The organism is Thermomicrobium sp. 4228-Ro (assembly GCF_026241205.1).
In the GTDB taxonomy this organism is placed as follows: Bacteria; Chloroflexota; Chloroflexia; order Thermomicrobiales; family Thermomicrobiaceae; genus Thermomicrobium.
Genome location: NZ_JAPFQM010000001.1, coordinates 265588 through 279099, shown reverse-complemented (window position 1 = coordinate 279099; position 13512 = coordinate 265588). Strand labels below are relative to the sequence as shown.

Genomic DNA, 13512 nt, shown 5'->3' with positions numbered 1-13512 from the left:
AGCAAGAGACCCTCGGCCACTCGTCCGTCTCGAGCACACGACGCTCATTCCCTGATCGTGGCCTCCTCCTCGTAGTAGTCGACGCGTCGAGCTGCAACGATGGCCTGGACCTCTTGCATGCTCATGCCGAAGCGGTGCAGCGTATGCCGGATCATTTCCAATCCGGCCTCGAAGCTGGGATGAACGACCTCGGTCGCGCCAGCTTCGACCAAGCGGGCGACGGCGGCACGGCGATCGGCCCGCGCGATGATGTCCAGCGTGGGATTCATGGCGCGTGCAAGGCGAACGGCTGTTTCGGCTGCGAAGGCATCGGGAATCGCAACGACGAAGACGCGGGCCGTCGGGATACCCGCTGCGAGCAGCACCTGCTCGTTGGCGACATCGCCATAAATCGCCTCGATGCCGGTACGGCGGAGTTCTCGCACCAGGACCGGATCTCGGTCGATGACGACGAAACGAAAGCCGCGGCGCTGGAGCACACGACCCACCTCGCGCCCTGCCCGTCCGTAACCAGCGACGACGACGTGTCCGCGTAAGGTCGCGGTGGGCGGACGCTCGCTCTCGTGCAACGCAGGCGGGCGCGCCACGAGACGCAGCGGCAGCTCCAGGATCCACCGTGCTCGGTCGACGATTGCCAGGAGCAAGGTGTTGAGGAGCAGCGAGCTGATCGCGGCACCGAGCATCGCATTGTAGGTCGAACGATCGATGATACCCGCTTGTAGTCCCAGGAGTCCAAGAACGAAGGAGAACTCACCGATCTGCGCGAGAAACGCTCCCGAACGCAAAGCGATGGCCGGTGGATAGCCGAGCAGTGTCACGACGAGTGCAGCTAGGAAGCCCTTGACCAGCGTGACTGTGACCAGAATCGCCAATGCCAATGGCCAGGCCTCGAGGAGACCGGTAGGATCGGCCAGGAGTCCTAAGCCTGCGAAAAACATGACGCCGAATACATCGCGCAGCGGCAGGACACCGCCGAGAACTTGGTAGGAGAACTCCGATTCCGAGACAACGATGCCAGCTAGGAACGCACCGAGCGCGAAGGAGAGGCCAGCCCATTCGCTGCCGATCGCTGTACCGATAGCGAAGAACACGACGCTGAGCAAGAACAGCTCACGCGAGCCGATGCGGGCGATATGGAAGAGAAGCGTCGGAACGACGCGAATACCCAGTACGGTGATGACGACCAACGCAGTCACCGCGATCACGAGCGATTGTCCGAGTGAGAAAAGGACTTCGTTCGGATTGGAACCAGCAAGAGCCGGAATGATCGCTACCAATGGTATGACTGCAATGTCTTGTGCGAGCAGGATGGCTGCCGTCGGTCGGGCTGCTGGCTGGGACAATGTGCCCCGGAGTTCCATCAGGGTAAAACCGATGACCGAGCTCGAGATCGCGGACAGCTCCGCTAAGAGGAACGCTTGTGTCGTGGTCAAGCCAAGTGTTCGGTAGATCACCCAAGCGACAGTGAGGGTTAGGCCGATCTGGAGCAGTCCACCACGAACGACCATCTTGCGGAGTTCGGCAAGTTCTCGAAACGAGAAGTGAACACCCAGAGAGAACATCAGGAAAGTGACACCGAAATCAGCGAAGGCTTGCACGACTTCTGGTTCGACCGTGCCGAATCGCTCGAGAACGCGACTGATCACCAGTCCAGCCAAGAGGTATCCCATGATGACAGGCTGGCGCAGTCGGGCTGCTACCAGCCCGAAAACGATGGCTGTGCCGACGACGATGATGAAGAGAAGGAAAATGACCTCGCGTTCCACCGAACCTCCGTATCTGCGCAGCACCGCACCGACCGGTTGCAGCATAGCAGCCGTACCCCTGCGTACGAAGACCTGAGTGGGTGAGCGGGAGCGACAACGAGCCGTGCTGCTGTTTCGGCGCTGCGGCACCCGCAGTCGTGAACTCGAGTCAGGGGGAACGCTGGAACCTCTTTTGCGCGAGCGTCCGCGAGAAGCACCTGAGGTGAGGCTTCCCTCGAGTGGACGGTTCGATGCGCGAGCAGCTTGACGCTGACCGGTGTACGTACCATACTGCGTACGTACACCGGCTGCATGGAGGCGGTCGCTGCTCTCCGGTAGAATCGGGTTGTTGATGCGAGTGCGCGCACGAGAACGAAGCGAACGGCAGTCACCGGCTGCAGGGCAGGGAGATCGATGGCGATGAAGAGCAGCGAAATCCGCCGTGCGTTCATCGAGTTCTTCGCGGAACGTGGGCACGTGCAGGTACCGAGTTCGTCGCTGATTCCGTCCGACCCGACCGTGCTCCTCACGACAGCGGGAATGCAGCAGATGGTGCCATATTTCCTGGGGCTCGAACGTCCGCCGCACACACGGTTGACCTCGATCCAGAAATGTTTCCGAACAGTCGATATCGATGAGGTTGGTGACGAGAGCCATCTCACCTTCTTCGAGATGTTGGGCAACTTTTCGATCGGCGACTATTTCAAAGCAGAAGCGATCAGTTGGGCCTGGGAGTTCCTCACCGAATGGCTCGGGGTGCCCGCAGACAAGTGGTACCCAACAGTGCATCCCGATGACGACTTTTCCTATCGCTATTGGCGTGATGTGATCGGCGTACCACCCGAGCGGATCTTCAAGCTGGAGGACAACTGGTGGGGCCCGGTCGGGGAAACTGGCCCGAACGGTCCGGACTCCGAAATTCACTACGACCGAGGGCCGGAATTCGGTTGTGGACGGCCGACCTGCGGTCCGGGATGCGATTGTGGGCGGTTTCTCGAGACCTGGAACCTCGTCTTCATGGAGTTCTACAAGGAACCGGATGGGACGCAGCGTCCACTGCCGCGCAAGAACATCGATACCGGCATGGGACTGGAGCGGATTTCGCTCATCATGCAGGGTGCGGGATCGGTCTTCGAGACCGACCTCTTCTTCCCGATCCTGAGTGAAGCGGCGACGATCGCAGGCGTGCGCTACAAGGACGATCGGCGTATCGACCGCTCGCTCCGCGTCATCGCCGATCATGCTCGCGGTGTCACCTTTCTCGTCAGCGATGGGGTCTTCCCCAGCAACGAGGGGCGGGGCTATGTGCTCCGGCGTGTGCTGCGTCGAGCTGTGCGGCACGGCCGGCTGCTCGGCATCGAGCGTCCATTCTTGGAACGGCTCGCCGACGTTGTCATCGAAATGTTCGCGCACTACTACCCGAACCTCGCTGAACAACGTGATCGGATCCATCGCGTCATTCGGCACGAGGAGGAGCATTTCCAGCGGACGCTCGCGACCGGACTGGCCCGCTTCGAAGCATTGGTCGAGCAACTCCAGCGTTCGGGGGAGACGGTCATTCCGGGCGACGAAGCGTTCCGTCTGTACGACACGTACGGTTTCCCCTACGAGCTGACGGAAGAACTGGCGCGTGAGGCCGGCCTGACGGTCGATCGGGCGGGTTTCGAGCGGGCGCTCGAACGGCAGCGGCAACTCAGTCGCGCGAGTGTCGGACGCTTCGCCGATACACAGCGGCAGCGAGCGGAGCTGTACGCACGTTTCTCGGAGCGCCCGACGGAGTTCCTCGGTTATGAGACCACCCAGGCCGAGGCGGCGATCGTTGGGATCCTCGATGTGAACGAGCTTCGGACGGTGGCGGAGGCGGGGGACGAGGTCGAGATCATCCTCGATCGCACACCGTTCTACGGTGAGGCAGGAGGACAGGTCGGCGATACCGGTGAAATTCGTGCCGATACCGGCATCGTCGTCGTTGAAGATACGCAGCGACCGACTCCGGAGCTGATCGTGCATCGAGGCCGGGTGCGCGAGGGGTACGTGCAGGTGGGGCAGACGGTGGTCGCCATCGTCGATGCCGAACGGCGGGCAGCGATCCGGCGCAATCACACGGCGACGCATCTCCTGCATGCTGCACTGCGGCGTGTGCTCGGTGAGCATGCTCTCCAGGCCGGCTCGCTGGTAGCTCCGGACCGCCTGCGCTTCGATTTTGCTCACCCGGATGCGCTGAGCGAGGATCAGCTCCGTGCGATCGAGGAACTCGTCAACGAACAGATTGTTCAGGACTGGCCGGTCGAGGTACGGTATCTCCCGTATCGCGACGCGCTCGCCGAGGGAGCGATCGCACTTTTCGGCGAAAAATACGGCCAAACGGTGCGAGTCGTCACCATCGACGCGTTCAGCAAAGAGCTGTGTGGTGGAACGCACGTCGCTCATACTGGAGAAATCGGCTATTTCCTGATCACGGACGAGAGTAGCATCGCGAGTGGTGTGCGGCGGATCGAGGCGGTTACCGGATTAGCAGCGGTTCGCGCTGCCCGAAAGACGATCGATGTCGCGAGTGGGGTCGCGCGGCAACTGCGCGTGTCGCTCGAGCAGTTGCCGGAGCAGGTCGAGCGATTACAGGAAGCAGTTCGGGACCAGGCGAAGGAAATCGAGCGACTCGCAACGGAACTGGCTGCCGAGCGTGTCCTACCATTGGTCCAGTCAGCAGGAAGCGTCGATGGTTTCCGGATCCTGAGTGCTCGAGTCGACGTTCCCACGCTCGATATCTTGCGGCGCCTCGGTGACCGCTTGCGCGATCGGATCGGATCTGGAGTCGTGATTCTGGGAACGGCGATCGAAGGTCGCCCGACCATTCTGGTCATGGCGACGCGCGATGCGGTTGAACGCGGTGTTCATGCTGGCCGCATCGTCCAGGTGGCTGCTCCCGTACTCGGTGGACGGGGGGGAGGACGACCAGAGGTCGCCCAGGGTGGAGGCTCGGATCCGAGACGTCTGGACGAAGCGCTGGCTGCAGCACGCGTCGAAGCTGAGCGGCAGCTCCGAGGTGAAGCGGCGGGCTGACCGGGGTTCCCCAGTCGGCCACGCGCTGCGCCTCGATCCAGCGATGAAGACGGGAGGTCTTGCAGTGTGGTGGCCGACTGGAGAGGCGAAGCAAGATCAGCCGACCGTGGCATTTCGACGATCCTCAGCGGGGCGACTCGCTGAAGAAACAGCTGATCTGGCTACCTACCTCCCTCGCAATCAGGCGCTGCCGGATCAGCGTCGGTTGCTTCGGCGCATCGTTGCCCCGATTGGGAGACCCGAGTACCGGGTGCGGGCGCGAGGCGAGCGTGGGGATCGGCAGGGACTCCTTCCGCGAACGAAACCGTCGGTGAGCCGGCAGCGCTGGAACGCTGTGCGCTGGTCTGCCTTCGGCATCGGGATTCTTCTCGCGATCATGCTGGGAGCGATCGGTGCTGCCCTGGCGATACCGCGAGCGACCGTGACGATCACGCCGGCGATCGAGGAGCGCCGGCTGTCGCTGGTCTACAGTCCACTGTCGACCGAGGGTGTGGACTGGGTGGCGCCGACGCGGACGGTGCGGGCAGTCGTCGAGGCAACGGTCGAGGGTGTGGCTACTGGCACGAAGCAAGTGCCTGACGGTGTCGCTCGTGGACGGATACGCATCGTCAATGCGACGCTCGACCCGTTCTCGATCGTCGCTGGAAGGGAGATCAGGGCCAATAACGGTATCGTCTATCGGGTTACCGAGACGGTCTATGTTCCAGCGGCCGATCCTTTCGGGAGTCAGTCGTTCGGAGTCGCCGATGCACCAGTCGAAGCGACGATGGTTGGACCAGAAGGGAACGCAGAACCTGGAGTCGTCTCTGGGCAACTTGCGGATGGCGTACTCTTCCGCAACATCGAGCCGATCAGTGGTGGCACGACACGGCCAGTGCACTTCGTCACGAGTGACGATCTCGCTCGCTTGCGAGCTGAGGTCGAGCACGCGCTCCAGGAGCGTGTCGCGTCGGTGCTCACCGATACCCTCGCTGAGAGCGAGACGATCGTCGAAGGAACAGTGCGCACGAGCACGCCAGTCGTGGACTTTTCGCACGAGATCAATACGGAGACGGATCGTATCACCGCACACGGCAGGATGGTCGTCGAGGCAGTGGCGTACGATGCGGCAGCGATGCACCGGCAGGCGCAGGAGGAAGCAGCGCGACGCCTCGCTCAATCGACGGAGATGGATGTCGTGATTCTCGGTAACACGTTGACGTTTGGAGAGCCACAGCAGGTGGCCCCATACCGGTGGCGTGTCGATGTTTCCGCGCAGGTGCGCGTCGTCCCTATTGAGAGAGAGCTGCAAGAGCTGCGCGAGAAGATAGCAGGTGAAAGCGTCGCGAGAGCGGTCACGGAGGCGCGGAAGGTCGCCGGGGTTGCCGGTGTCGTGATCGACATCCAGCCACACTGGTGGCCGGATCGGCTGCCTGACCGGGTGTCGCGTATCGAGGTGGTGGTGCGTGAGCGAGGCGAGTGAGCGTCCCGGACGAGCGCTCGGTTTGGATGTCGGTGAACGACGGATCGGGGTAGCGGTGAGTGACGAGCTCGGCTTGATTGCGAGTCCGGCCGCGACGATCGACCTCGAGCGTGAGGGACTGAACGCGTTGTTGTCACTGATCGAACGATATGCCCCATCTGTCATCGTCGTCGGACTTCCGGTGACGATGCGTGGGCGTGAGGGCGCACAAGCAGCGGAGACGCGACGGTTCGTCGAACTCCTGCGACCGCATGTCCGATGTCCGATCGTGTTCTGGGACGAGCGGCTGACCAGTACAGCGGCTGAGCGGTTGCTCACGGAAAGCGGGATGCGACGGAACCGTCGCCGCCAGACGGTCGACGCGGTGGCAGCAGCACTCCTGTTGCAGAGCTATCTCGATGCGCAGCGCTCGCGGCAGGGGCGAGGTGAGCAGAAGTAGCGATCGATCGAGTCGGTATCGATCTCCTCGTGGTCAGCGTGCCGCGTCGGGTGAGGGGAGCCAAACGAGCGGGAGCGAAGACTGGTTCCCGATGCGGGTTCTCGGATTTGCGGGACCTTCGTTGCAGGAGAGGAGAAACCTCGTTATACTGCGGTCGGCTGTGCCGGGTGCGCGAGGAAGCCGGTGGGGACGATGAAGCTCGTAATCGCTGTCGTCCAAAACGAAGATGCCGATGCGATCGTCGAGGCACTGCTCGAGCGCCAGTTCCGCGCGACGCGCCTCGCGAGTACCGGTGGATTTCTCCGGAGAGGTAACACGACGCTCCTCATCGGCGTCGAGGACGATGAGGTCGAGACCGTACTGGGAATCGTCCGCGAACGTGCCAAGACGCGGGTTCGGCAAGAATCACCGCAAGGGACTGTCCAGGGCGCTGCAGCGACAATCTTCGTCATCCCCCTCGAGGACTGCCAGCGTCTCTGATCTATCCCGTCTACGGGCGAAAATTGGCCCTCCGACGCGTGCTGGCGCCGCGTTGCAATCGACGCGTGGCACGGCGCATCACGACGATCGTCAATGCCGCCAGAGCGAACCCACCGAGGAACAGCGTTTCCACCCACGCACCCGCGGCTTGCCACTGGACGAATCGCGCGGACAATAACCCCAGGAGCGTCGGATAGACCAACAGGCTACCGAGGGCGAAGATCGCAGCCTCGATCATCGCCAGGCGGGTATCCGCGCCGGTCAAGCGACTGACGACAAACGGGAGAACTGTCCCGCCGGGTAACCAAAGGAGAAACGCTCGAATCACTTCGCTGTGCGTCCATTCCATGCGCCGATCCCCGTGACCGGGTTGTCCTCGAGGAGCAATTCTGCCTCGCCGCGACCGTGGCTGCTTGCCTCCCGGAGGAGGCAACGAGGCTCGAGGAGCCGCGGAGACACTCCCTCGAGCCTCGCTGGGGGTCCGGGCTGTCTTCAGCGCGGAGGCCAGTCGGGCCAGAGTCCCGCCAAGTGAAGCAAATTACACGCTAATACTGCTGTGGTGACCGGACCGGTGCCGCCGGGGACTGGGGTCAAGGCGCTGGCCCGCTCGCGGACTGCGGGGTCGACATCACCGACCAGTTGTCCGTCGATCACCGAGACGCCGAAGTCCACGACCACCGCACCGGGCTTGACCATGTCCGCTGTCACGAGTCGGGGATGCCCAGCCGCAGTGAGGAGGATATCGGCCTGGCGCGTCATCTCGGCGAGGTTCGGTGTGCGACTATGACAGATGGTTACCGTGGCATCAGCGGCGAGGAGCAAGAGAGCAAGGGGACGGCCGACAACGGGGCTGCGGCCGATCACGACGGCATGGTGGCCCGCGATTTCGATTCCGTAATGACGAAGCAGGAGGAGACCGCCGAGCGGAGTACTGGGGGCTATGTCGGGCTGACCGAGCGCGAGCCGTCCTTGCTGAGCGAACGACACACCATCGACATCCTTTTCTGGGGGGATGAGGTTCGCGAGGAGCAGCCGGGGAATGCTACGTGGCAGTGGCTGGAGCGCGAGGATGCCGGTGATCGATGCGTCGTCGCCGAGTTGCTTGACGAGGCGGACGAATTCTGCCTCGCTCGCGGTTTCTTCCAGCCATATAGCACGAATATTCAAGTTTAACTTGGTGAATTGCTTGCGTATGGCCTTGGCGTAGGCACGTGCTGAGGGATCCTCGGGAACGAGGAGTGCGAGAGTCGGGCGTGGAGCGTCTGGTGAGAGCGTAGCCAGTCGCGTTTCGATCTCGCGATGGAGGTCTTCCACGACTGGGGCGCCGGTCAGAAGGCGTGCTGGCATCGAGTTGGCTCCTTTCGTTCTAAAGTCAAGTCCCCGGCGAGACCGCTGGTGCGACGACTCGTACTCGACCTATAAAGATTACGGAAGCGCGGTGTTGAGCTTCGAGAGGCGTGCGGTGATCTCATCCGCCAGCTGGCCAGCTCGCTCGGCCGGAAGCAGCGGGATATTTGCGCGGGCCATTGCGAGTGCTGCCTGAATGGCAGCGCGTGCGAGGGCTTTCGCCGCCTCCAGGTCGGAGGCTGCGAACGCTGGTACGTGCGGTTCGAGGTGGGCAAGCCGACCGAGCAATTCGATCCCGAGGTCCGCGGTTGCGAGCGGAACGGTCGTCGCGCGTTCCACGAAAGCCAGCTGTTCGGTAACCGAGTCGTGGCGAAGTGCCTCGAGAAGCTGGTGAAGCGCCAGGCGATCTCGGTCCGCCTGGGCGAGTGCCTGCTGGAGCGTTTCCGCGAAGGCGGCCGCGAGTTGCTCGGAGAGCGCGCGATCCATCACGCGCTGGGAGGCACGGCGGACGAGGTCCGCCAGCGCAGCTGCTTGCGCAAGCGCGATGCAGGCAGCCACCCCGCCGCCACACCGGTACCGCGGCCGGCGCATGCGATCGACGAGTTCGCGCACAGGCCACTCTGCGATCGTCTCACTAGTCGACGTCACTGAGTCACCTCCCTTCAGCCATGCAGCCTGACAGTTTCTCGCTTTTCCGCTGCCAGTATAGCGACCTCGCTCCTGTCATCTTGCTGTCGCTTCGGTGTCGGAATTGGGACGAGCTGGCTCTTCCCGGTCTCTGCTGTGTCAGCCAGGCACCGCAGTGTGGACAAGGTGGAAAGGGCTTGACGGGCTGGCACTAAAGGGGTATGCTGGGTGTGTCAGGAGGGCATTCGCTGCAGGCGAATTCGCTGCGAGCGGAAGGGAAGGGGTACGATGGTGACCGAACCGGTGACGTTCTTCGGCCAACTGTTAAAGCGGTACCGCGAGGCTGCCCGACTCTCGCAGAGCCGCTTGGCTCAGCGGGCTGGTTTCGACCATAGCTACGTGTCGCGCCTGGAAAGCGGGCGCCGTGCTCCGACTCGGGAGGCGATCCTGCGATTAGCCGAGGCGCTCGAACTGGGGCCGGCCGACCGGGACAGTCTGCTCGCTGCCGCGGGGTTCCTGCCTGAGCAAGCAGAACACCTCTTTGGCCATGAGCCCGTCCTGAGTGAGGTCGTCGAGCTCCTCCAGCGGCGCGACGTTCCGGAGGCGATCCGCGATGACCTGCGCCAACTGCTCGCACTCGTCGTGCGGCAGGTGAAGCGCGCGTTGGTCGGAGTCGGCGTCGATCTGGAGGAGAGCGATCAGCTGTCTGGGTGGGACCCGAACTGGCCTGGGCGTCCGGCGTCACAGGGTGCCTGGTAGGGATGCTCTAGGCAAGTGGTGTGGCGTCGCGTAGGCTTCACGGGAGAGAACGAGCCGAAAGCCTGGCGCGCGTGTCCGGGGGAAGCATGAGTCGGCCATTCGTGCATCTGCACCTCCATACGGAGTTCTCGCTTCTCGATGGTTTGGGGCGAATCCCTGCGTACATGGAACGCGCCCGTGCCCTGGGAATGGAGCATGTCGGGATTTCTGACCACGGGGTACTCTACGGCATCATCGACTGGTACAAGGCGGCCAAGGCCGAGGGCCTGCATCCGATCCTCGGCATGGAAGCGTATCTCGCTCCCCGCACGGTTCAAGACCGGGACAAGACGATCTTCCACCTCCTTCTCCTGGCGGAAAACGAGCGTGGCTACAAGAACCTCCTGAAGCTGGCGACGCGTGCGAGCCTCGAAGGCTTTTACTACAAGCCCCGTATCGATCTGGCGATGCTGGCGGAGCATGCCGAGGGTTTGATCGCGACGTCGGCGTGCTTGGGAGGTCCGCTCGCGCAGCCGCTGCTCGAAGGGGATCGGGAGACCGCGCGGGGGTGGGCAATACGGCTGCGTGAGATCTTCGGTCCCGAGCGTTTCTACGTCGAGTTGCAGGATCACGGGTTGCCCGAGCAGCGGCGCGTCAATGCAGAACTCGTGCGTCTTGCGCGTGAACTCGATCTACCCCTCGTCGTCACGAACGATGTCCATTACCTCGATCGGGAGGATGCCGGCATCCAGGACTTGTTGATCTGTATTCAGACGAACTCGACGCTGAACGATCCGAAGCGGATGCGTGTCCAATCGGATCAGCTCTACTTCAAGAGCGCGGAGGAGATGTGGCAACTGTTCGGCGATGAGGTGCCCGAGGCACTCCTGAACACAGTTCGCATCGCTGAGCGGTGCCACGTGGAGCTCGAGTTCGGTCGGTTGCACTTACCTGACCCGGGCATTCCGCCGGGAATGACGGCCGATGCCTATCTCGCGGAGTTGTGCTGGGAGGGTATCCAGCGACGCTATCCGGTGATCACAGAGGAAATTCGCCGACGGCTCGAATACGAGCTCGAGGTCATACGGGAAACCGGCTTTTCGAGTTACATGCTGATCGTCCGCGACTTCGCCGAGTTCGCGAAGCAGCGTGGGATTCTGTACGGCGTGCGGGGCAGCGCTGCGGCGAGCATCGTCCTGTACGCGCTCGGTATCACGGATGTCGATCCACTGGCCAACCGGCTGGTCTTCGAGCGTTTCCTGAACCCCGAACGTCGAGAGATGCCGGACATCGACATGGACTTCGCGGACGACCGGCGTCACGAGGTTATCGAATACGTTGCGCGCAAGTACGGTGCCGAACACGTCGCGCAGATCATCACTTTTGGGACGATGGGAGCGAAGGCGGCGATTCGCGATGTCGGTCGAGCCATGGGGTGGCCGCATGCCGAGGTCGACCGGATCGCTCGCCTGATCCCGAGCGGCGTCAATATGACGCTCGATCGGGCGCTCGAGGAGAGCCCGGAGTTGCGTCAGCTGTACGAAAACGATCCGCGTTCGCGCGAACTGATCGACAACGCGCGCAAGCTCGAGGGCATCGCGCGCCACGCGGGCACGCACGCGGCGGGGGTGGTCATTTCGGCCTCGCCCCTGGTCGAGCATGTGCCACTGCAGCGGCCAGCGCGAGCGGAAGAAGGGGCGTTGCCGACGACGCAGTTCCCGATGGAGACCGTCGCGGAGATCGGTCTCCTCAAGATGGACTTCCTCGGGTTGGCCAATTTGACGATTTTGGCGAATGCTGTCGAGCTGATCCGCGAGACACGCGGCATCGAACTCGACCTCAAGCAGATTCCGATGGACGATCCGAAGACGTTCGCATTGCTAAGCGAAGGGCAGACGTTCGGCGTCTTCCAGCTCGAGAGTGCTGGCATGCGCCGGTACATTCGGGAGTTGCGTCCAGCATCGGTCGCCGAGCTCGCGGCGATGATCGCGCTGTATCGGCCCGGCCCGATGCAACATATCCCAACGTACTGTCGGGCCAAGCATGGACTCGAACCGATCCGGTACCCGCATCCGGACTTGGCGGAAATCCTCGACGAAACCTATGGGGTCATCGTCTATCAAGACCAGGTGTTGTTGATCGCTCGGAAGTTTGCCGGGTACACGCTCGGTGAAGCGGATATCATGCGCAAAGCGATGGGGAAGAAGATTCCGGAGAAAATGCGGGCCGAGCGTGAACGGTTCATCGCCGGCGCGAAGGCGAAAGGGTACAGCGAAGACGATGCCGAACGTATTTTCAATTTGATCGAGCCCTTCGCCGGGTATGCCTTCAACAAAGCCCACGCGACCTGTTATGCGGTCATTTCGTACCAGACCGCGTATTTGAAAGCGAACTATCCGGTCGAGTACATGACCGCTATTTTGCGCAATGCACCCAGTCATCCATCGGGAACGGTCAAGCGGATCGCTGCGGCGCTGGCTGAATGTCAGAAACTGGGTATCGTGGTTCTCCCTCCCGATATCAATCGGAGCGAAGCGACGTTCACGGTCGAGACGCTCGAGGACGGCAGTCGGGCGATCCGGTTCGGTCTGGCGATGGTCAAGCATGTCGGTGAGGCGGCGATCGAGGCGATTCTCGTCGCGCGTGCGCAGCAGCCGGACGGCCGATTCCAGAGTTTCGAGCACTTCTGCGAGGCAGTCGACTGGAGCCTGGTGAATCGGCGTGCAGTCGAGAGCTTGATCAAGTGCGGCGCGTTGGATTGCCTCGGGGATCGGAAGATTTTGCTCGCTCAGCTCGACTACGCGATACAAGCTGCGCAGGCGCGCCAGAAGGCGCTGAGGCGTGGACAGATGGACCTCTTCTCGAGCGTCGGTTCGGAGCCAGTGGCTCCCTTGCAGTTCGCCCGACCGGATATCGAGCCGCCAGATATCCCGCAGCGGACGCTCTTGGCATGGGAGCGAGAGCTTCTCGGTGTGTACGTGAGCGCTCACCCGCTGGACGAATACATGCCGCTCGTTCGGCGCCGCGGCTTCGTCCAAATCGCGGAGCTCGACGAGGAGTCGTTTGGCCAAACAGTGGAGCTGCTCGTGTTGGTGAGCAGCTTCCGGAAACTCACCACGCGGACAGGACGCGTGATGGCTGTCCTCCAAGTCGAGGATCGTTCGGGAAGCAGCGAGATCGTGGTTTTCCCGGACCTGTACGAGAGCGTGCGGGAACTCATCGCCGACGAGGCAACGTTGGTTGTCCAGGCGCGCGTCGAAGAACGGAACGAGGAACTTCAGCTGGTCGCGCAAGCGATCTGGGATCCGCGTGCGTTGCTCAGTGAGTTGACTCGGTCGTCCCGGATCGTTCATGTGCGTTTGCCGGTTTCGCAAAGTGTCGATGACGATATCGAGCAGATGCATGCTTTGCGTGAGCTGTTCGCACAGTTCCCGGGTGACGACGAACTCTACCTGCACCTCCCGATCGGCGACCGCGAGGTCACGTTGCGTGCCCGACTGCACGTCGATTGGTGCGAGGACTTCGAACGGGTGGTGAATTCCCTCCTCGGGGGCAGAGGGGCTGTGTGGGTCGAGGTGCACGGGCCGGAGGCATTTCTCGATGCCGCCTGAAGA

10 protein-coding genes are annotated in these 13512 nt (G+C 62.6%); 6 read left to right on the top strand and 4 right to left on the bottom strand.

Going from position 1 to position 13512, the window contains the following annotated elements; genetic code table 11:
* Positions 1-44 precede the first annotated feature (44 nt).
* Complete coding sequence (locus tag OO015_RS01490; protein ID WP_265939099.1) at positions 45-1766, bottom strand: cation:proton antiporter; 1722 nt, start codon at positions 1764-1766, stop codon at positions 45-47.
* Between the two features lie 399 nt (positions 1767-2165).
* Between OO015_RS01490 and alaS the strand changes: the two genes are divergently transcribed.
* The 4 genes from alaS to OO015_RS01470 all read left to right on the top strand — a co-directional run bounded on the left by alaS (position 2166) and on the right by OO015_RS01470 (position 7186).
* A complete protein-coding gene (alaS, locus tag OO015_RS01485) occupies positions 2166-4805 on the top strand; it encodes an alanine--tRNA ligase (protein ID WP_265939097.1) in 2640 nt (879 codons plus the stop codon).
* Entirely contained in the window at positions 4714-6267 is a 1554-nt protein-coding gene (locus OO015_RS01480) for a hypothetical protein (protein ID WP_265941031.1), read from the top strand. Before alaS ends, OO015_RS01480 begins: the two co-directional genes overlap by 92 nt.
* Entirely contained in the window at positions 6251-6706 is a 456-nt protein-coding gene (gene ruvX, locus OO015_RS01475) for a Holliday junction resolvase RuvX (protein WP_265939095.1), read from the top strand. The genes OO015_RS01480 and ruvX overlap by 17 nt, the downstream gene beginning before the upstream one ends.
* A gap of 192 nt (positions 6707-6898) precedes the next feature.
* On the top strand, positions 6899-7186 hold the full coding sequence (locus OO015_RS01470) for a cyclic-di-AMP receptor (RefSeq protein ID WP_265941003.1): 288 nt from the start codon (positions 6899-6901) through the stop codon (positions 7184-7186).
* A 10-nt stretch (positions 7187-7196) separates the two neighbouring features.
* On the opposite strand, the gene OO015_RS01465 is transcribed toward OO015_RS01470, so the two are convergent.
* From OO015_RS01465 to OO015_RS01455, 3 genes are all read right to left on the bottom strand, one after another.
* Positions 7197-7535 (bottom strand): hypothetical protein, encoded by a 339-nt coding sequence (locus tag OO015_RS01465; RefSeq protein ID WP_265939093.1) that lies wholly within the window; start codon positions 7533-7535, stop codon positions 7197-7199.
* A 143-nt stretch (positions 7536-7678) separates the two neighbouring features.
* On the bottom strand, positions 7679-8533 hold the full coding sequence (locus OO015_RS01460) for a bifunctional 5,10-methylenetetrahydrofolate dehydrogenase/5,10-methenyltetrahydrofolate cyclohydrolase (protein WP_265939091.1): 855 nt from the start codon (positions 8531-8533) through the stop codon (positions 7679-7681).
* 78 nt (positions 8534-8611) lie between these two features.
* Positions 8612-9181 (bottom strand): cyclodeaminase/cyclohydrolase family protein, encoded by a 570-nt coding sequence (locus OO015_RS01455; protein WP_265939090.1) that lies wholly within the window; start codon positions 9179-9181, stop codon positions 8612-8614.
* Between the two features lie 267 nt (positions 9182-9448).
* On the opposite strand from OO015_RS01455, the gene OO015_RS01450 reads away from it, so the two are divergent.
* Both OO015_RS01450 and OO015_RS01445 read left to right on the top strand, forming a co-directional pair.
* On the top strand, positions 9449-9919 hold the full coding sequence (locus OO015_RS01450; protein WP_265939088.1) for a helix-turn-helix domain-containing protein: 471 nt from the start codon (positions 9449-9451) through the stop codon (positions 9917-9919).
* A gap of 86 nt (positions 9920-10005) precedes the next feature.
* Positions 10006-13509, top strand: coding sequence for a DNA polymerase III subunit alpha (locus OO015_RS01445; protein WP_265939086.1), 3504 nt, complete (start codon positions 10006-10008; stop codon positions 13507-13509).
* The last annotated feature ends 3 nt before the right edge of the window (positions 13510-13512 follow it).